19 protein-coding genes, 2 tRNA genes and 1 pseudogene are annotated in these 18,714 nt (G+C 43.0%); 6 read left to right on the forward strand and 16 right to left on the reverse strand.

Features of this window, described 5'->3' with window-relative positions; translation table 11 throughout:
* The first annotated feature begins 61 nt into the window (after nt 1–61).
* Together ACCM36_RS00975 and ACCM36_RS00980 are read left to right on the forward strand one after the other, a co-directional pair.
* On the forward strand, nt 62–421 hold the full coding sequence (locus ACCM36_RS00975; RefSeq protein ID WP_370571829.1) for a hypothetical protein: 360 nt from the start codon (nt 62–64) through the stop codon (nt 419–421).
* Nucleotides 421–897, forward strand: coding sequence for a PIN domain-containing protein (locus tag ACCM36_RS00980; RefSeq protein WP_370571830.1), 477 nt, complete (start codon nt 421–423; stop codon nt 895–897). The genes ACCM36_RS00975 and ACCM36_RS00980 overlap by 1 nt, the downstream gene beginning before the upstream one ends.
* 456 nt (nt 898–1,353) lie before the next feature.
* On the opposite strand, the gene ACCM36_RS00985 is transcribed toward ACCM36_RS00980, so the two are convergent.
* The 7 genes from ACCM36_RS00985 to ACCM36_RS01015 all read right to left on the reverse strand — a co-directional run bounded on the left by ACCM36_RS00985 (nt 1,354) and on the right by ACCM36_RS01015 (nt 5,130).
* Nucleotides 1,354–1,554: a DUF4926 domain-containing protein gene (locus tag ACCM36_RS00985; RefSeq protein WP_370571831.1), complete on the reverse strand. Its 201-nt coding sequence runs from the start codon at nt 1,552–1,554 to the stop codon at nt 1,354–1,356.
* A 9-nt stretch (nt 1,555–1,563) separates the two neighbouring features.
* On the reverse strand, nt 1,564–2,052 hold the full coding sequence (locus tag ACCM36_RS00990; RefSeq protein ID WP_370571832.1) for a DUF6883 domain-containing protein: 489 nt from the start codon (nt 2,050–2,052) through the stop codon (nt 1,564–1,566).
* Nucleotides 2,053–2,183: 131 nt separating this feature from the next.
* Entirely contained in the window at nt 2,184–2,570 is a 387-nt protein-coding gene (locus ACCM36_RS00995; RefSeq protein ID WP_370571833.1) for a hypothetical protein, read from the reverse strand.
* A gap of 8 nt (nt 2,571–2,578) precedes the next feature.
* Entirely contained in the window at nt 2,579–3,571 is a 993-nt protein-coding gene (locus tag ACCM36_RS01000) for an RHS repeat-associated core domain-containing protein (RefSeq protein WP_370571834.1), read from the reverse strand.
* 93 nt (nt 3,572–3,664) lie between these two features.
* Nucleotides 3,665–4,147: a hypothetical protein gene (locus tag ACCM36_RS01005; protein WP_370571835.1), complete on the reverse strand. Its 483-nt coding sequence runs from the start codon at nt 4,145–4,147 to the stop codon at nt 3,665–3,667.
* A 3-nt stretch (nt 4,148–4,150) separates the two neighbouring features.
* Nucleotides 4,151–4,738 (reverse strand): hypothetical protein, encoded by a 588-nt coding sequence (locus tag ACCM36_RS01010; RefSeq protein WP_370571836.1) that lies wholly within the window; start codon nt 4,736–4,738, stop codon nt 4,151–4,153.
* Nucleotides 4,739–4,752: 14 nt separating this feature from the next.
* Nucleotides 4,753–5,130, reverse strand: a complete 378-nt coding sequence (locus ACCM36_RS01015) for an RHS repeat domain-containing protein (RefSeq protein WP_370571837.1) — start codon at nt 5,128–5,130, stop codon at nt 4,753–4,755.
* 39 nt (nt 5,131–5,169) lie between these two features.
* Here ACCM36_RS01015 and sfsA point away from each other — a divergent pair.
* Nucleotides 5,170–5,903, forward strand: a pseudogene (gene sfsA, locus ACCM36_RS01020) (DNA/RNA nuclease SfsA).
* Nucleotides 5,904–5,920: 17 nt separating this feature from the next.
* Here sfsA and ACCM36_RS01025 read toward each other — a convergent pair.
* The 6 genes from ACCM36_RS01025 to ACCM36_RS01050 all read right to left on the reverse strand — a co-directional run bounded on the left by ACCM36_RS01025 (nt 5,921) and on the right by ACCM36_RS01050 (nt 12,857).
* Nucleotides 5,921–6,010, reverse strand: a tRNA-Arg gene (locus ACCM36_RS01025).
* Nucleotides 6,011–6,064: 54 nt separating this feature from the next.
* A complete protein-coding gene (locus ACCM36_RS01030; RefSeq protein ID WP_370571838.1) occupies nt 6,065–6,811 on the reverse strand; it encodes a sulfite exporter TauE/SafE family protein in 747 nt (248 codons plus the stop codon).
* Between the two features lie 13 nt (nt 6,812–6,824).
* Nucleotides 6,825–7,508, reverse strand: coding sequence for a TrkA family potassium uptake protein (locus tag ACCM36_RS01035; protein WP_370571839.1), 684 nt, complete (start codon nt 7,506–7,508; stop codon nt 6,825–6,827).
* On the reverse strand, nt 7,505–8,533 hold the full coding sequence (locus ACCM36_RS01040; protein ID WP_370571891.1) for a TrkA family potassium uptake protein: 1,029 nt from the start codon (nt 8,531–8,533) through the stop codon (nt 7,505–7,507). Before ACCM36_RS01040 ends, ACCM36_RS01035 begins: the two co-directional genes overlap by 4 nt.
* A 33-nt stretch (nt 8,534–8,566) precedes the next feature.
* Nucleotides 8,567–10,246 carry a site-2 protease family protein gene (locus ACCM36_RS01045; protein WP_370571840.1) on the reverse strand — a complete coding sequence of 560 codons (1,680 nt, stop codon included), beginning with the start codon at nt 10,244–10,246 and terminating at the stop codon, nt 8,567–8,569.
* Between the two features lie 118 nt (nt 10,247–10,364).
* Nucleotides 10,365–12,857, reverse strand: coding sequence for a PAS domain S-box protein (locus tag ACCM36_RS01050; RefSeq protein ID WP_370571841.1), 2,493 nt, complete (start codon nt 12,855–12,857; stop codon nt 10,365–10,367).
* A gap of 151 nt (nt 12,858–13,008) precedes the next feature.
* On the opposite strand from ACCM36_RS01050, the gene ACCM36_RS01055 reads away from it, so the two are divergent.
* From ACCM36_RS01055 to ACCM36_RS01065, 3 genes are all read left to right on the forward strand, one after another.
* Nucleotides 13,009–13,091, forward strand: a tRNA-Leu gene (locus ACCM36_RS01055).
* A gap of 386 nt (nt 13,092–13,477) precedes the next feature.
* Nucleotides 13,478–14,326 (forward strand): fumarate hydratase, encoded by an 849-nt coding sequence (locus ACCM36_RS01060; protein ID WP_370571842.1) that lies wholly within the window; start codon nt 13,478–13,480, stop codon nt 14,324–14,326.
* The gene (locus ACCM36_RS01065) at nt 14,313–14,891 is read left to right on the forward strand and encodes a FumA C-terminus/TtdB family hydratase beta subunit (RefSeq protein WP_370571843.1); all 579 of its coding nucleotides are present in this window, start codon (nt 14,313–14,315) and stop codon (nt 14,889–14,891) included. The genes ACCM36_RS01060 and ACCM36_RS01065 overlap by 14 nt, the downstream gene beginning before the upstream one ends.
* On the opposite strand, the gene ACCM36_RS01070 is transcribed toward ACCM36_RS01065, so the two are convergent.
* Genes ACCM36_RS01070 through ACCM36_RS01080 form a run of 3 tightly spaced genes read right to left on the reverse strand, consistent with a single transcriptional unit; the run spans nt 14,884 to nt 18,705 of the window.
* On the reverse strand, nt 14,884–15,873 hold the full coding sequence (locus ACCM36_RS01070) for a type II secretion system F family protein (RefSeq protein ID WP_370571844.1): 990 nt from the start codon (nt 15,871–15,873) through the stop codon (nt 14,884–14,886). The genes ACCM36_RS01065 and ACCM36_RS01070 overlap by 8 nt on opposite strands.
* Before the next feature lie 2 nt (nt 15,874–15,875).
* The gene (locus tag ACCM36_RS01075) at nt 15,876–16,799 is read right to left on the reverse strand and encodes a type II secretion system F family protein (protein ID WP_370571845.1); all 924 of its coding nucleotides are present in this window, start codon (nt 16,797–16,799) and stop codon (nt 15,876–15,878) included.
* Nucleotides 16,792–18,705: a type II/IV secretion system ATPase subunit gene (locus ACCM36_RS01080; RefSeq protein WP_370571846.1), complete on the reverse strand. Its 1,914-nt coding sequence runs from the start codon at nt 18,703–18,705 to the stop codon at nt 16,792–16,794. The genes ACCM36_RS01075 and ACCM36_RS01080 overlap by 8 nt, the downstream gene beginning before the upstream one ends.
* Between the last annotated feature and the right edge of the window lie 9 nt (nt 18,706–18,714).

Below are 18,714 nucleotides of genomic sequence, written 5' to 3' on the forward strand. Positions count from 1 at the left end.
GCCACTTTCGGTTAAGTAAATAACAGAATTTATATTTAGGTTGATACAATATCTTCACAAGATGTCAGGAACTGCTGCAGAGGTAAATATCGGTGAATATCTGGCCCGCAGGGTAGATTCAAGGGTCAGGGACGGATATGCCCACTCAAGGGAGGAGCTTGTGAAAAAAGCAATAGTTCACTACCTCGAGGACCTTGATCTGAGCCAGAGAAGGTCAGAACTGTTCAGGGAGGCAAGTCATTCTGCAGAAATAATGCGCTGTGCCTGGAAAGAGCCCATGCCGGCAGAAAGAGCGCTGGAAATGCTTGCTTGTGTTGGCAAAGGTACTGCAAAAGAAGAAGTTGATATTTCCATAGAAAGTTCCCGTAATTCTGTTGACAGGAAATACGCACAGGCTCACAGGGACCTTAAGGAGCAGTAATGATAGTCCTGGATTCCTGTATATGGATCCATGCTTTTCTGAAAACGGATGAGAAATGTGTTTCACTTATAGAGAAAGTCCTGTCGGGTGATCTGAAACCTGTAGTCTCTCCATACATTGCAATAGAAGTCACAGACAATGTACAAAGAGAAGGTAACAGAAAAAAATATGACCTGGATGAGCTTCAAACAGCTATATGGTCCATTTTCAGGGAACCTTTTGTCAAGACTACATTCACGCCACTTGACTTTGAAATGATGGTTCTGGAAGAAGTACGCAGTCGTCCTGAATACTGTGCATTGGCAACCGCCCTGCGCATAGAGCCAAAGGATGCCCCCATAGTTGTGCTTGCATACGAGTATGCAGTCCCCCTTGTAACAATGGATGAACGTTCACTGTTAAGTGTGAAGGAGAAAGTCAGCCAGCTGATAGAGGTAGACATAATCAGTGTCGATGAGGCTCTTTCGATCTATTGAAAGGCTATTTAAAGTACAGCCTTCAGTAATTCGGTTTTACAAATTGCTTAACTCCGTTTTCCGTCATGCCTTCTTCCGTAGAATACAATGAAGGAGCGTTGTATATCTCTTGAAGCTGGAAGAGTTCTTCACGTGGTCATAGATTTTACTGGATAGTAAGTTACTATGCAGTAAGTATTTTGGTTTGATGTTTTGAGTGTTCAATATATTAAACTACTTTATTCTGGCAGCCTTTCTAATATGCTAGAAAAATACATAAATAAAACAGCAGCACTCAGAAGATTTAAACATCCAGTAGTTCTGGATGTTGATGTAGTAGGTGAATTCACCATTGGAGTTCTGTTTCTTGATTCTATGGCCGTTTACAATATAAGCAACAGGAGAATGAGATGGTGCCATAGAGTGTCCATAAGAGGGAATTATGGCATCGTTGGCATTCACCTGTCTGATGTTTATTTACGTTTCTTCTACTTTTTCTATCTCATCTGGCAAAAGCACCACCTGTTTAGGAGTATATACGTTATCCCAAAACTCAACCTCGTAAGCTTCATGAGGTTTACTAAAAGCAACAATTATGGTGCCTTTATCTCCTTTCTTAATGCCTTTTTCAGGAACGTCTTTCTTTATTCTTACAACATCCAGTTCTGAAAACTTCATTTTAATTCCTCACTTTACAACCAGCGTTGTTAATCTTGGACTATCAGACCCCTTATCCAAAATCCAACCTGTTCTGACAGTAGCAACATTGCCATTTGCACCAGTTATCGCTATGTCTACAGTATATCTTTGTCCGAACTCATCTAATTCACCAACACTAGCCTGACTTTCTGGTAGTTTCGCATAGATCTGTTCAATCAAATCATCAGCATTTGACTGATCATAGCCAAGAGCACTCTTAAAAACTCTGGCTTTATCTGAACCTCGTGGATGATTCGGGTTTAAAGCATAATCAGTTATTTTTCTTGAATCAATTTTAGCATTTTTAAAGTTCGGCAACTGATTCAAGACATTTCCAGCGTCTCCAACGTGATTAAGAGCTTTTCCAGAATCAATCGCATCACCCACTTTATTCTCTATACCCGCCGTCTTATCCAGCAGCTTAAACAAATCCCCAACATCATCTGCATGGCTAACCCCTTCCTCCACAGCTGTCACGGCAAGTCTGCCGCTTGGATTTGGCCATACCGGAAATACTCAGTGTTCAAACTTCAAGCTTATTCTCATCAACTATAAGGGAAATGCTACCTAGATTATTGAAGAGGTACACCTCATTCCTTCTGATATTTTTATTGAATATTGCTTATTTGTTTTAAGTCTTCGAAATCGAATTCACCTTTTAAAAATGAAATAAAGATTTCAACCTTTTTAGGGGTGAGTTCTTTTCCTTGTTCATCTATTTCTTCCAGCTTATCTAATATATATGCAATTCTGTCTTGATATTTTTCGCAATATCTATACCATTCAGAAAATAAAATGAAATTTGCCCAGGAAACTACTTCGGCATGTGTAATATCTTTCTTTTTATACTTTTCTAATAGATTGATTACATGCTCCTTACATATCTCTACTGACCAATAGTATTCTGGGGGAGCGAAACTATATGTAGTTTTATCGAATTCATTGATTGAAATCTGCAAATCTCTATATAGTTCAAGCATTTTCAAATCTACCATAGGTTTGCTCACTCCTTCTTGATTTTATTGTGAACTAAATTTCCTTTAGGGTCAAATGTTTCTTTCCATACTTTATTTGTAACTCCATCGGAGGATATTTGCTTATAATAGATTGCATAAGAGCCTGGAACATTTCCAGGTTTTGTTGCAGTGACTAAGTAACTCCCATCATCTTCAAATTTTACTGTAAAATCGGTATAGTCATTTTTTCCGGCTAAAAATCGGTTTATGTTAGTTCTTACTTTAGGATCTAAATCTAAATTAGTCAACGATTCTCTGGCCTTTTCAAGGTTATCCGCTTTTACAAAATACTTTGAGGTACCAACAGCATCATTAACTTTATTCAAAGCTTTTCCAGAATCAATCGCATCACCCACTTTATTCTCTATACCCGCCGTCTTATCCAGCAGCTTAAACAAATCCCCAACATCATCCGCATGGCTAACCCCTTCCTCCACAGCTGTCACGGCAAGCCTGCCGCCCGTCACGCCCGGTAAAGCCAGGCATACGGCATCGGTTCCAAGACCGATGTAAGTCCACTTATCTGCATTTCCGGTACGGATATCGTTGATATCCATTATGAGGAATGCTATATCAATGCCACTTTCAATGTAGTGACCTGTCGGATCAGTATACTTCACAGGATTGTCTAGGGCATAAGCATACCTGTTCAACGCCTGTGGGTTATACGGGTCAGGCAGTAGTGTGTCAGGCTGGACAAAGAACCTGTACTCTGGTGAGTAATACCTTGCGCCGTAGTACATCAGCTCAGTATCAGCATCATTCTCCTGGCCGGTAAAGCCGTATTTCTCGGTGCCGCCTGACTGGATCTGGCCGTATGGGAAATACTCTGTATGCTCGACCTCAAGGCCGCTTTCATCAATCATCAGGGAAGTGCTGCCTATGTGGTCGGACAGGTACCACTGCATGCTTCTGGATGTCTGCTTGGCTATCCTCTCATCATCACGGAAGAAGTAGCTGGTGGGTGTGCTGTCATCCACTTCATATAACTTGTTGACGTAGTAACTAAACTCGCCATCTGCGTTCTGTTTCTTGACCCTCTGACCGTTTGCATCGTACCAGTATTTCTCGTGTCAGATTCTTCTGCCATCTACCTCTGATAAGTGTACGATGTCCCCCTCGATCATTATATAATCTCCAATCAAGAAACTGTTGTATTCTGCTTCACGAGCAAGAATTCTAATGATGCCAGAACCAACGTCTACTGTAAATTGGCGATTAGAGTTCTTTTCATGTTCTTTCCCAACAATTTCTCCATAAAACACTGTAGAGTAATTGGGATAATTTCGATCATAAAGACATTTAGGGGGCACTATTTTCTTTTGTTTAGTCTCTAATTTGAAAATATTTATTTGGTCAGCATTCTGCCAAACATTAAATTCAAGTATTGCCATTTGTCCTTCCATTTGCTTATCACAAATTATTTTTGGGTCAAAAATCCAAAAAATCTCACCTCTTGTCGATTCTACTAGTATCATCTGTTCATAAGTATGTCCGAATTCATCGATATATGATTTTACTTGTAGTATTTTTGCGTGAAACTTATTATCATTCATTGTTCACCCTCCATAATTAGTTATTTCATTTTTGGCATCATCCAAGCCCATTGGATGTGCTGTGGTAATTGATCCGTGCTCATTGACTGCTACCTTAAGGTAGTGTTGTTCGTCAACTTTCATTAGAAAAGCTGCACCATTTTGAGGATCATTTATGTAAGTTCCTTTTTCTACAGTTTCCATTATAAGATCCTGGCATTTCCCCATATCATTGTATTGGCTTCCAAATGCTTTTGAGAATTCGTTCCCAGATTTTCCTAATATATGTTTGTCAACAATATGACTCCAACCCCAGTTTTGCTCCACGCTTCCTTCAGCAAGCCATATGGTCTTATCTCTTGCGTTTGTAGCTGTGTGAATGGTATCTCCTCTTTTCACTGCATACGCAAACTCATCAGAGTAGCCAAGGTATTTCAATGCATCAGGAGCATATTTACCTATTTTTGAAAGATCGGATGGAGATACATATTTCAGGAGTGGTTTTACATAGCGGCCAGGAACATATGGAACTACAGCTGACGCACCACTCCATTCCAAGTTGTTCCGGTTTTCTTCAGATGGATTCAGTAAGTATTTTCCTCCATCATACAAAAGGAAAAGACCATCTACAACAGTGTCAAGTGGTACATGTCCCTCGGATCAGTATACTTCACCGGATTATCCAGAGCATAAGCATACCTGTTCAGTGCCTGCGGGTTATACGGATCAGGCAGCATCGTATCCGGCTGGACAAAGAACCTGTACTCTGGTGAGTAATACCTTGCGCCGTAGTACATAAGTTCAGTATCGGCGTCATTTTCCTGGCCGGTAAAGCCGTATTTCTCGGTGCCACCTGACTGTATCTGGCCGTATGGGAAATACTCTGTACGCTCGACCTCAAGTCCATTCTCGTTCACCATCAGGGAAGTGCTGCCTATGTGGTCGGAAAGGTACCACTCCATGTCTCCGGGTCTTTCTGAATCCCGGAACATGTACCTTAACATTTATTTGGCTTCAGTAACTTCCTTTAGAGAGACATGAATATGAAATACGGCAAAAAACACGTGCTTGATATTCCTCTGGATGCAGAGGGAATTTTGGTTTCCAGGCCGAACCGGTTTCTGGGAATAGTGGACATTGTCAGCCCTGAAGAATTAAAAGGGGAAAAGGTACACATCCATGATCCCGGAAGGCTTGAGGATATACTTTATCCCGGAAATCATGTGCTGCTGAAAAAGGCTGCCGGAAAGAACAGGAAAACAGGGTGGGATCTTATTGCAGGCAAAACTGGGGATAACTTCGTTCTGACTCATTCCGGATATCACAGGCAGATTTCCCACTGGGTTCTGGAGAACCGGGTCATCGAAGGTCTTGAATGCATAGAAAAAATCCTTCCTGAACAGGTTTTTGGAAAAAGCAGACTGGATTACCTGCTTGTGGGAGCAGCGCACAGAACATGGATTGAAGTGAAAGGATGCACCCTTGCTGAAAATAATATGGCGATGTTTCCGGATGCTCCCACAATACGTGGAAAAAGACATGTCGAAGAACTCATAAAGGCCGTGCAAGCCGGAGATAAAGCCATGATGTTGATTTGGTTTTCCGACAGGAAGCACATTGTTTCCGAGTACATGAGAAAATAGACCCGGAGTTCGCTGCTGCTTTTGGCCATGCCCTTGAAGAAGGAGTACAGGTTCATCCTCTTGCCTTCAGATTAAACATAGAGGGCGACTGCGGGCATATATACTATTGCGGAAAGTTGCCTCTTTGTAAATAAACCAGATGATAATCAGGCGGGCCCGCCGCGATTCGAACGCGGGTCAATGGGTATCTTCACCTTGGGTTTCGAAGCCCATTAGGATATCCTGGCTACCCTACGAGCCCACTTATGGAACATTTGATTACGATTAAATTCTTAAAGGTTTCCATCAGAATGGATTATATCAGACCGCCTAACATTCTCAGAGCCATGATCCACAATACCAGACCAACCATTTTTCTCAAAGTTTCCGGTTCCATTCTGGTGTGCATGAGGTAAGACCCCACCTGTGCACCTAAAAGAGCTGCAATTGTGACATAGATCACAAGCGGCATGTCCGGTTGCCATGAGCCAAGATGTGCAATGAGTCCGGCAAGAGAAGTGAACAATACAATAAGTCCGGAAGTGGCAGCAGACTTTTTTATCTCGTATCCCAGATAGATCAATAGTGGCATTACCAGGGAACCGCCACCAATTCCCAACAACCCGCCGGCAAAACCTACTACAAATCCACTTGTCAGTATTAGAGGAAGAGAATAAATGTGCTCTTTCCTGCCTCCTGAAAAGACCTTTTTTTCTGGTATCAGCATCTGTGTACCTACCAGTACCATAATGATGCTGAATATACCAAGCAATATACCAACGGGTACTAAACTTGTACAATAAGCACCTACAGGTGCAGCCATCATAGAGATTATCAGAAATGGCATGGCTACACGCAATTCCACAAGCTTTTTACGCAGGTATGTAAGAGCTGCGGATGCAGATGTTGCAGTATTCAACAGCAAACCCATGGGTATGGCACTCAGCAAGTCGAATCCTGACCAATAGAAAATGGGTACATATACTATAGCACCCCCAAGACCTATCATGGAGAACAACATGGACAAAAAGAATACCATTATTGCAAATGTCAGTGGCTCCATGGTATCATCATGCCTAATTTTTCAGATACTGTTTCTTGAACATGCCTATCTCTGCCTTACCACCGACAACAGCAATAACGTCCCCTAATTGGATCATAAGTGATGGAGTGATGTCTGTGATAACCTTACTGTCCCTTTCTACCCCTATTATCGTACACCCGACCGTTGCGCGGATATCCAGTTCCTTGACAGACTTACCGACAAGTGGATCACCATCTCTCACACGGTGTTTTTCGATATCTATCCCTTCATAGAGCCTGATATCTTCGTCCACCAGATAACATGCATCTTGTACACACTCCGAGGTCATTCTTGCAAGCATCTGCCCGGCAACGATGGATATGGATGGAACGTAGTCTGCACCTGCTTTGTAGATCTTGTCAATTGATTTGTAGGAGTTGGCCCTTGCCATTATTGTGACCGAAGGGTTGAGGTTCCTTGCTATAAGGGTTGCGAATATAACATCATTGTCATCGTTGAGGGAAACGATGATAGTGGAAGCATTCTCAGCATCAGCTTTCTTAAGTACATCTTCAGAAGTTGCATTACCAACAACGAAGTCAAAGTCAACATTCTCAAATATCCCGGGACGAGCATCTACTACCAGAAACTTCAGATCATTCCTCTTGAGGACCTCAGTAACCCTTTTTCCAACATCCCCGTATCCAAGGACGATAAGATGGCCTTTTTCCCTCATATATTTTCTCCGTTATTGATTCCCTGGTATTCCTGGGTCAATCTCTTAAGCCTGGAAAGCTGTTCCATAGTACCAATAGCAAGCAATACGGAATTTACCCTTATCCTTTCATTAGGTGATACATCATATGTGAGCTTACCCCCATTCCATATACCCACTACATTGGCACCTGTCTTTTCCCTTATAGCAGCACTGCGCAATGTTTTTCCCATCAGTGAGCTTTTCGGATATATAGGGAATTCCACAATACTTACACCTTCAAAGAATTCAGTTGTGCCGGTCAGCCTTCCCACAAAAGGATCCGCTGCCTTTCTGCCAATGAAATCTCCAAAAAGCTGCTTAGGAGACAGTACACGATTAGCACCTGCATACTTGAGGTACTTGGCATTTGACACATTCTCGACAATGGCTATGATGTTCACCTCGCTCATGGCCCTTGCTGTGAGAACAATGGTAGCATTGATCTCATCAGATTTATTGGCGATCAGGAAACGTGCCGTATCGATGTGGGCATTCTTAAGTGCAGTTTCTTCAGAGGCACTACCGAAAATACATGAAATATTTCTCTTTATGAGCGTTCTTACAAGTTTGTCATCGTCCTCGATAATTATATAAGGAACATTTTTCTCCTGCAGTTCTTCTATCAATGTTTCTACAAGCTTGTTATAGCCACATATCATTATATGATCGTTCAGTTTTTCAGAAACTTTGATAGGAATAGCTGGTCTTACCGTTTTTTCCATCCATGGAATAAGCAACCATGTAAAGAGCAAACCAAAGACAAGTGGGATACCGGAAAGCTGGACTAATATCGAGAAGAGTTTTCCCGCATCTGAAGAAAGTGTAATATCGCCATAGCCGACTGTCGTAACAGTACAGACCAGCCAGTAAACGCCGTTAATAACGTTCGCATATTCAAACTTGCCTTCCATCCTCATGAGATAAATGAAGACAGACAGGTACAATGAAAAAATGACTAAAACGGATGCAATGTATTTGGCAACTGCAATACGCCAGAAATACATGTGCTTCACGTGTCATCACATCCAGGATATCCATCACCAGAGACCATGAACTAAATATGGTCCGAATACCATGAACACAAAGGACATGAATATCAGCACTGCAAATGTTGCAGTTACGGCTGCAGAAAGACGAAGTGATCGCTCTTCATTTCCTGTCAGCCTGTAGATAAAGGCCTTTGTGTAATCTTTGAATATGTGCCCTCCGTCAAGAGGTACTGCAGGCAGGCAATTGAACAAGCCCACATAAAAGTTGAGCCAGCCTATCCATAGCAGCGAGTTGGCGATCCAGAATATACCAATTCCTAAGGGTTCAGCCCATCCTGCAGGTGTATAGAAATTAGCAAGCATCCCACTGAATCCAGGAAAACCTTCTCCTGCAAACCCAACAATAGGCAATCCAAGCAGGATCAGCCAGCCAGCAATTCCTTTTAGCATATCAGGGATACTCTGAAGCAATGAGAGATAAGTTGTGGCAGGGAATTCTCCTATTGTGATCCCAAGGCGGGTAACCACATTTTCATCCTGGCCGGTATATACTCCCAAAAAACCCTTTTCATCGCCCTCATCGGGATGCGATGCAAGCTGAAGTGTTAACTCAACTGTTCCTGATGTATTGTCAGCAAGCACCATCGTCACAGACTGGCCTGCAGATGTGGTGTTCATGAAATACCGGAAGTCATAAACAGTTCGCATGGGGACACTGTTCATCTCTATTATCCTCATGCCTTTCTGTAAGCCTGCAGCCTCTGCGGGAGATTCAGATACTATGTCCTGTATAAGAACGCCACTGATGTCTTCTGCCACAGACCCGACCTTGATATCATAGGCAGAGGTGATCCTATCCTTTGAAGCATACAATGTGACTGTTTCGCCGTCTGGGAATGTATCAAGATATTCAAGCATTCCTATTATGTTGTCGACAGGTTTGTCATTTATTTGGGTGATGATCATCTGGGACTCCAGCCCGGCAGCAGAAGCCTCACCCTGCGCATCCATTATCATTACGTTACCAATAGGTGCAATTGCACCAAGCACGGGACCAAAGAACAGAGTAAATGCGATAAGTGCAACAACGAAGTTAGCCATGACACCTGCTGCAAGGATACGTGCCCTTTGCTGGCGCGTGGCTGCCTTGGAGTATATTCGTTCACCTGATTTCTCGCCTTCTTTTTCAGCTGTTTCGGTACCAAAAAGTTCTTTCTCATCTGGTTCTGCAAACCCTCCAACTGGTATGAGGGCTAGCAGTATGCCCATTGACTTAACCCTGATGTTTTCCACCCTGCACAGAATGGCATGGGAGAACTCATGTACCACAAGGGTCACAACGAGTGCTATCAAGCCCCATGTAAATGGTATGAACTCATTGACACCGGGGATAAGGAATATGTTGCGTGCCTCATTGAACTTATTGGGTTCAGGCATTGTATTGTTACCCAGAGATGAAAGCATGGCAATATCTGAAAGTATCACGATGAGCAGCATGGCGAACATGCCTATGAACATGAGACGTATACCGACATCAGCAAATAGTCTCCAGGCTTTTTTGGGCACTGCTAACTTGTCAAGTAGTTGAAGCCCCCTGGTAGTTCTGATCATCAACAATGGGCCATAACTTGTGATATTGTGTCTTTCAAGGATACCTTTCCTGTTCAGATACGATACGAACATCCAGTACAGGAGAAATAATGCGATTCCAACGGTCGTCCAGTTCAAATAAACTCTCCAATTTGGCAATGATGGTGGTGTTGACACTGCCTGATTTTTATAATACGAAGTTAAGGATATTTTATGCTACAAAGAAGCATAGCACCATGTTCTCTTAATTGTCAGTTTAATTGTCAGTGAGGTCTATATACTCTTTTCTGTCAACAGTCTTCCCCTTCAAAGGAAGAGACACATGTATAGTAGTGCCTTTGCCTTCCTTGCTGGCAACCCATATCGCGCCATTATGTGCCATTATGATATTTTTACAAATATATAGGCCTACTCCAGTACCACCGTACCTGCGGTTCATAGAGCTATCTATCTGGTGGAAAAGTGTAAAAAGGCTGTTTAACTGGTCCTCAGGTATTCCTATTCCATGATCAGATATTTCTATTTTGAGTATATCCTCTTCCTCAGAATAAGCAGATATCTCGATCTTTCCACCTTCATGTGAGAACTTTATCGCATTATCCAGTATGTTATGCAGCAACTCCTGGATCTTTTCCGGTTCAGCTTTCATGAAAGATAGCCCATGTGAGATCCTTTTATCTACTGTTATACCTTTATCTTCTAATTTCCGTGCAATCTTAGCAAGGGCCTCGTCTATGGAACTGCCAATATGCATAAGCTCGAAATTGTATTCTATCTTCCCTGAATTCACATAGCTCAAATAAAGCAAGGAGTCTATCAAGCTGCGCAACCTCTCTGCGTTCCTGTATATTGATTCAGAAGCCTTTTTCTGTACCTCGTTGAGTTCTCCCAGTGTCAATGAATCCAGCAGCTCACTATAACCGATCACAGAACTAAGCGGCGTCTTGAGCTCATGGCCCAGATTTGCCAGGAACTCATTTTTGATCCTATCTACCGATTTAAGTTCCTCGTTCATCCTCAGCAGTTCCCGGTTGAACTTCTGTATTTGCTCCTGAGCCTTTTTCCTTTCAGTGATATCAAGAGTTACCACAATACCTCCATTGATGTCACCACGGGGTCCTTTCAAAGGGTAACCTTTCACACTCCATATCCGGCCATCCGGCGTGGTCCTTTCAACTTCCCTGGAAATGCCCTTGATGTTAGCCTGCATGATAGCGCAATTTCCATTGCTATCAACTCCTACAGGCCATATTTCATTACATAGTTTGCCTATAATGGCACTGTGCTCATTATTAAAGAAGTCACATGCTGCCTTGTTTGCCCATAATATTCTCAGGTCAAGGTCATGGTAAACAACATGCTCCTCCATGCCGTCAAGTATCATCTCTTTTTCTATCTCATGTTTACGAACAGCAGCCTCTGCTTCTTTTCTCTCTGTAATATCTCTTATTATTGTAAGTATGCGCTTTTTTCCATCAAGTTCTACAATGCTGCTACTAAGTTCCACAGGATAAGTTGTGCCATCTCTTCGCAGGTGTTCCGATTCAAAAATTCCGTGATTGAAATGGTTTATGGCTGTCATCCTGGACTTGATAAGAGGGGAATTATCGCAAGTTTCGATGTCTTCAGGCCGAAGTTTTAAGAGTTCTTCCTTCGTATATCCGAGTCTTTGGCAGGCAACCTGGTTAACTTCCAGCAGGTTGAAATCCATGTCCTGCATGAATATTTCATCGTTTACATTGTCAAAAATGTACCGGAATTTATTCTCTGACTGAGTTAGGGCGGATTCAACTCTTTTGCACCGGCTTATATCCTTTGCTATGCTTAGAATAGCCTGACGATTCTCATAATATATTACACGATTGCTGACTTCCACAGGCACAGTGTCCTTGTCATTGCATATATATGAGGTTTCGTAGACCGAATACCTGTTCTTTAGCAATTCCTTTTGCATTTCCTGTTCTTTAGAAAGGAATTCCGGGGAAGTGATGGTAAGGAGTTTTGTACCAAGCATTTGTTCCCTGCTGTGTCCCAGACGTTTGCAGGCAGCGTCATTCATGTCAAGGATAATCATATCCATATCCTGAATAAAGATCGAGTCATTGGCACTATGGAACAATGTCCTGAATTTGTGTTCGGAATGGGCTATTTCCTTCTCAGCTTTTTTTATATGGTCTATATCGAGCTGGGTACCAATGATCTTGAGGGGGCTTCCCTGTGCATCCCGGCGAACAACAGTGCCATTTACAGCAACCCATTTCCATACGCCGTGCTTAGCCAGCATACGGACCTCATTCCTGAAATTATCATTTTGATCTATGGATTCATGAAAGCTGTTAAAGAAGAGGTTTTTCCAGTCATCCGGATGGGCCAGTCTGTTCCAGAATGATATATGAGGTTTTATTTCTTCAGGCTCATATCCAAGCATGCATGCCCAACGTTTGTTTACATTGAGAGTACCTTTATCCATATCCAGTTCCCACACTCCCAGATCAGTATCTGCAAGAGCTATTTTCAAGTCATGAAAGGGATATTTCTCTCCATGTAGCATGTTGGATAAAGTGCGAATGGGTCCTATTTTCAGAGCAACTATTAAAAGTGAGAACAAAAAGAGGGATAGCAGGATGGACAAATCGTAGTGCTGAATGAATATCTCACCGGTGCTGATTTCTGGAGCAGCATTTGCAAGGGATACAAATAACATTATGCATATGCATACGAAAAAAACCCTTTTTGTATGTGGTTGCATCCAATTACCTCTTACCCTTTTTTCATGCTAAATAATGATGAACTTAGCAGATGTAGGATATGAATCTTCCGTTGAATATGTTTAGCTAGATACTTTATGGACAGTTAGATTTATAATTGATACCTGTATTACTGCTATCTTAATCCTGAATGCGGGAGTAACCAAGCGGCCAACGGTGGTAGACTCAAGATCTACTCGCGCAGGCGTTCGGGGGTTCGAATCCCTTCTCCCGCACCTATAAAACAAGTCTCTTTCTTCTATTGTAAGCCATCATTTCTTTAATTTACTTCTGGCATTATTCGTATTGGTCATGTGTCATCATAATGATAATTTACAGTTATCGTGCTTTAGAAATATTAATATAGTTGAACATCAGAGAGAGGGGTTGTAGAAGGGACAAAAAGCGGCACCTGGTCCAAAAAACAGTGCTTGTTGCAATGGTGGTCCTGCAAACTAAGCTTAATATATGGGTGGTGTGATGATAATCAAAACAATCAAATTCGGGCTATACGGCTGCATAATAGTCGCGGCAGCGGTCTATGCTCAGCTTAACAACAAGTAATGATCAGCAACAATTAACAATAAACTGCGAGGCTCAACGCGCTTTCCAGGGTGGTTCTTTGACAGGCCGGATAACTTATGAGGACGTGGTTCTGGCAACAGTGAACATTATAAGAGAAGCAGAGACCTGCCTTTCATATGATGTCATTGCTGCCATTGAAAATGCATATCAGGTAGAAGGATCTGAAACTGCCAAAGCACAGCTTGCAGCTATCTTAAAGAATATTGAACTGGCCCGAAAGCAGGCAGTACCCATGTGTCAGGACACAGGCATTATGGTATTCTTTGTAGAGATTGGCCGTTCCTTGACACTTGATTTTGATCTTGAAGGTGCTATCATTGAAGGTGTGCGCCATGCAACATTACAAGTACCTCTCAGGCCAAATGCCGTATCTCCACTTACCAGGAAGAACAGCGGGGACAATACAGGCATTGGCCTGCCGGACATCAATTATAGTTTTGCAGAAGGAGACAGACTTAGCATCACAGTAGCTCCCAAGGGTGCGGGCTCTGAGAACATGAGCGCTTTGCGCATGTTCAATCCCACGGAAATTTCTAAAATAAGGGAATTCGTACTGGAGACTGTGCTTAAAGCAGGAGGAATGCCCTGCCCCCCTATCGTTGTGGGAATAGGCATCGGAGGTTCCTTTGACAAGGCGGCAAGACTTGCAAAGCAAGCTCTTCTGATGGATATGGACAATATGGATCCTTTTGAACTTGAGCTGCTTAAGGACATCAATGGCCTGGGAATAGGTACCATGGGCATGGGTGGTAGTACAACCGCACTTGCTGTACATGTAAAGCAGGCATATTGTCACACTGCATCACTGCCTGTGGCAGTGAACATACAGTGCTGGGCTAATCGACATGCAAAGGTTGTCCTGGAGGGAAAGCATGAGCACTTATGAGTTATCCACACCACTTAAAAAAGAGGATATCAAAAAGCTGATTGCTGGCGATGTTGTGTACTTAAGTGGTACTGTATACACCGCACGGGATGAAGCCCATGCTCACATACTGGAATTGGATGACAGAGATGAAAAACTGCCTTTTGACCTTGAAGGTGCGGCAATTTATCATTGTGGTCCTCTGATGGTCAAAGAAGAAGAGAAGTGGAAAGCAGTCGCTGCAGGTCCTACCACAAGTGCCAGAATGTCCGGGATGACACCAAAGCTGCTTGAAAAACATGCTGTTTGTGCCCTAATTGGAAAGGGAGGCATGCAAGGAATAGTTGAAGCTCTTAAGGATAAGTGCGTGTATCTTGCCTATACCGGAGGATGTGCCGCTCTTGCAGCAGGGTCAATAAAAAAGGTCAGATCAGTACACTGGCCACAATTAGGAATGCCGGAAGCTGTGTGGGAACTTGAGGTAGAACGCTTTGGCCCCCTTGTAGTTGGCATAGATACACACGGAAACGACCTTTTTGAAAAAGTGAGGGAGCACGCCCTCAACGCTTTTTGTCAACTTAGATAAAGAAGGTGAATGTGACCCAAGCTATCAGCGACAGGATTATGGAGTGCTTAAGCCCGGCAGATACTGTTCCTTCCCCCATCTGTCCTGCCACAAGCCCACTGAAGAATCCCTGAACAAGAGATGCATGGAACATCACCCTTATGAACAGATCCGGGTTGAAAGCACCCATGAACTGACCACCTGCACCGGCATCTGTGGCAGCCTGACCTGCTGTTGCCATAGTGGGCACGAAGGTCATTGCAAGCATAGCGATGACGAAGAGGAAAACAAAGAAGGACATGTAGATGATCACCAGATAGACTATCATGTTACCCTTTCTTTCCCTTTCGAGCTGTTTCACTTCAGTAGAGTCCCTGGCAGCAGCTTCCAGTACCTGGGAAACCCGCCCTCCTGCCTTGCTGGCCTGAGTGATCAGGGCAACAGACCTGTCAATAAGAGCAGTATTCATACGGTGTGCAAAAGTGAGCAATGTCTGTTCAAAAGAAACTCCCCAGGACATCAGGTCATTCATCTTTTTTATTTCGGGAGAAAGTTCTCCATACTCTCCTTTTGCAACGGTGGCCACTGATCTGGAGAGAGTAAGACCCGCACGGCTCATCTCAGAAATATCCCTCAGGAAAGTAGGCAAGTATTCTTCTATTTTAGTAATATGCTTCATCTTCTTTTGGTACATGATGGAAGCAGGGAATATAGCTATTAGAACACTGAAGAAGATCACATCATCTATTATCGGGTTTGGCCAGTTTCGTACGAGACCTATGATAAGGAATACCAGCGCAACAGGCGTACTAATAATGAATGTATAGTCCGGATAGGTACAGAGTGTCATGTACGGATCTCTTATGAACTGTTTAAATAGCACATTCTTGCGAGAATTCTCCAGTCCAACACGTACTGCAGCATCTTCCATCTGACGGAGTGTTTCCTCATCAAAATTTGGATCCACAGGGAAGTCATTCTTAAAGAGCTTCTTCCATTCCATTCTCATGCCTCCGGTGTCATGCTGCTGATAAGCAGAATATACATTGCACTTCCAAAGGGTATAATCGCATATATAAGCAGATACAAGAAGACCATTTCAGCTCCTCCCATTATTGCCATGATGGATATTACAACTATCATGAAAAGAGGTCCGGCAACAAAAGCTGTAACATAGGTCTCACCCAGCAATCCCAGAGTCTCAAGGAACTCTTTTTGTTTTTGCCGGTTCTCAATAAGATACTGCTCGGTCTTTATCTTGAAATAAGGCTCCAGTTCTCCACCGGATGTGACCACCGTGATGGCTCCCTGCAGGAAATCCTGCAAAGAAGGCGAAGGTGTCGTCAGAGCAAGGTTCCTCATCCCTGTTACAAGATTATGCCCAAGCACTTCGATATCCCTTACCAGATATCTTGCCTCTACCGCCACATCCCTGTATATATCGTTAGCTGCAAGAGAACGGAACAATTCTAAAGGCAACACTCCGGCCCCTGCCATTGAGGACATGTAGTTAATGGCATAAGGAAGCATACGTTCTATCCCTCTCTTCCTTTCTCCTGCCATGACGGCCGGATATATCACGAATGTCTTGTACACAGCAGTGAAAACGAAGATTGCTGTGATAGCGTTCATGGCGAACCATATGGCTACTTTCTTGTACTCACTGAACTGTAACATCCATTGAGGAGCAGTAATTCTGGATCCTGTGAGATCAGGCACACCTATAAAATAAAAAAGCAGGTTAACAGCAATGAGTGCGAAAAGCATACATGCAAAAGCAGTGAGTACAGCACCAGACATGTACATGTCATAGCCTATGCTCATTCGGTTCCTGAGCATGTTCAACCGAAGACCATAATACTCAAGCCTTCGGTTATCATAATATTTCCCGAATATCTCATAGGCTACATTGAAATAGATATTAGTCATTCAGATCCTGCCTTACCATCTTCATTATAGTTTCAGGTTCCCTGCCATATGTCACCACAAGTTTAGCAAAATCCTTATAGTGACTGATCTTTTTCAGACGTGCCCATTCAAGAAGGTCTTGTCTTTTCTTAAGTTCATCCTTAAGTTTTTCTTCGTTCCATCCCCTGTTCTCCATGATACTTTCCAGTATATATGAACGACCTGAATACTGGAAACTGTCCTTTGCCGCATCCCAGATGAATACTTCGTTCGTGAGCAATTCACCTGTTCTCGGATCCACACCCACTATTTCCGTAAGGGATTTGCATCTTCTTACCCTCTCATCATTCACTTTTACCTGCGCCTGGATAGAAACAATATCAAGAGCCTGTATCATGATCCTTGGAACGTTGATAGGAGGATTTTCAAGCCTGTGCACTACAGATTGCACTGAATCGGCATGCATAGTAGAGAACGTAGTATGACCTGTGGACATGGCCTGGAAAAGGACATAAGCCTCTGCTCCACGTACTTCACCCACAAGAATGTACTCTGGCCTTTGCCGCAGGGATGCCCTGAGAAGCTCATACATCTGGATAGATCCTCTTTCTTCACCTGCAAAGGACTCTCTCGTCACGCCAGGTATCCAGTTGGGATGTGAAAGGTTAAGTTCCCTTGTATCTTCTATTGATACGATCTTCATTTCAGGCTGGATAAAAAGAGATACAGCATTCATTGCAGTGGTTTTGCCCGATGCAGTACCACCCACGAACACTATGCTCTTGCTCGAGTCCACAGCCATCCACAGGTATGCCATCATTGCCGTGGAGAAAGTGTGGAAATTTACGAGATTTGCCGGAGTGATAGGATTCTCATTGAACCGCCTTATGGTAAATGTGCTCCCTCGGGTGGTAACTTCCCTTCCAAGGGTGATCTGGATGCGTGATCCATCGGGCATCGTTGCATCAAGAAGTGGATTTGCTATGGATATGTGCCTTCCGCATAACTGGGCTATCCTTATGGCAAAGGAGTCAAGTTCATCATCATCTGTGAAGATCACATTCGTAGGTACTGAATTGTAGGCCTTGTGGTAGATGTATATGGGAGTGTTTGGGCCATCACATGATACGTCCTCAAGCCTCATATCCCGCATGATAGCATCTATTCTTCCGAATCCAAGGAAATCCCTTATCAAGTGATACATCACTCTTTCCTTTTTACGGACAGAGATGTCTATCTTGTATTCTCTAAGATATTTCTTTGTATGCTCCCTAAGGTATTTTTCAGCATTCTTGTGATCGGTCTCCTTCAGGTTAAGCTCTAGAGTCTCTATCAGCTGTTGCTTTATATTACCCAGCAGTTTATTTTCTTCTTCCGAAAGCAGAGGTTCAAGTACCTGATACTGGTATTCATGTGCAAATGGATCATAGGCCATTCTTATATAAGCATACGGAGGATTGACAGCATACATTTCGATCTCTTTGAAATTGCTTCCTTCGGGGATGCCGAAATCTACAATGGGACCATGTACTGCAATGTTATAATCCTCTTCTTGTTCTTCTCCGTTGTTAGAGATGAGTGCTATTAACCGCTGATGCAGTGGAACCTGTTCCTCTTCTTGTACTTTTATGCTGGCGTCTACATTAAGCTCCTTGCTGGAGATAACATTTCTTATTTTTTGTTCCCACTCATTGTTTGCACCAAAATCAATATTATGACCCGTGATCAATTGAGAATGATCATTTGCTATGCGGGCTTTCAGATCATCCCTGATATCATCAGAAACAGCATCATTGTTTATACTGGAAAGAAGAGAGATAGTTTCCTCAGGTTTAGAATTCCTATCTCCTGTATTGATCCCTTGCAACACTGGAAGATGAACTTCACCTGTGTTCCTATCATGTTGGATTCCATCAGCAAGACCCATGATATGACC

This window comes from Methanomethylovorans sp., assembly GCF_041305605.1.
GTDB lineage: Archaea > Halobacteriota > Methanosarcinia > Methanosarcinales > Methanosarcinaceae > Methanomethylovorans.

What these genes read in the sequence shown, in the direction of transcription:
- ACCM36_RS00975 (WP_370571829.1), top strand. Translation starts at nt 62, where the DNA reads ATGTCAGGAACTGCTGCAGAGGTAAATATCGGTGAATATCTGGCCCGC.
- ACCM36_RS00980 (WP_370571830.1), top strand. Translation starts at nt 421, where the DNA reads ATGATAGTCCTGGATTCCTGTATATGGATCCATGCTTTTCTGAAAACG.
- ACCM36_RS00985 (WP_370571831.1), bottom strand. Translation starts at nt 1,554, where the DNA reads ATGAAGTTTTCAGAACTGGATGTTGTAAGAATAAAGAAAGACGTTCCT.
- ACCM36_RS00995 (WP_370571833.1), bottom strand. Translation starts at nt 2,570, where the DNA reads ATGGTAGATTTGAAAATGCTTGAACTATATAGAGATTTGCAGATTTCA.
- ACCM36_RS01005 (WP_370571835.1), bottom strand. Translation starts at nt 4,147, where the DNA reads ATGAATGATAATAAGTTTCACGCAAAAATACTACAAGTAAAATCATAT.
- ACCM36_RS01015 (WP_370571837.1), bottom strand. Translation starts at nt 5,130, where the DNA reads ATGTTAAGGTACATGTTCCGGGATTCAGAAAGACCCGGAGACATGGAG.
- ACCM36_RS01030 (WP_370571838.1), bottom strand. Translation starts at nt 6,811, where the DNA reads ATGGAGCCACTGACATTTGCAATAATGGTATTCTTTTTGTCCATGTTG.
- ACCM36_RS01035 (WP_370571839.1), bottom strand. Translation starts at nt 7,508, where the DNA reads ATGAGGGAAAAAGGCCATCTTATCGTCCTTGGATACGGGGATGTTGGA.
- ACCM36_RS01040 (WP_370571891.1), bottom strand. Translation starts at nt 8,533, where the DNA reads ATGTATTTCTGGCGTATTGCAGTTGCCAAATACATTGCATCCGTTTTA.
- ACCM36_RS01050 (WP_370571841.1), bottom strand. Translation starts at nt 12,857, where the DNA reads ATGCAACCACATACAAAAAGGGTTTTTTTCGTATGCATATGCATAATG.
- ACCM36_RS01065 (WP_370571843.1), top strand. Translation starts at nt 14,313, where the DNA reads ATGAGCACTTATGAGTTATCCACACCACTTAAAAAAGAGGATATCAAA.
- ACCM36_RS01070 (WP_370571844.1), bottom strand. Translation starts at nt 15,873, where the DNA reads ATGGAATGGAAGAAGCTCTTTAAGAATGACTTCCCTGTGGATCCAAAT.
- ACCM36_RS01075 (WP_370571845.1), bottom strand. Translation starts at nt 16,799, where the DNA reads ATGACTAATATCTATTTCAATGTAGCCTATGAGATATTCGGGAAATAT.
- ACCM36_RS01080 (WP_370571846.1), bottom strand. Translation starts at nt 18,705, where the DNA reads ATGGGTCTTGCTGATGGAATCCAACATGATAGGAACACAGGTGAAGTT.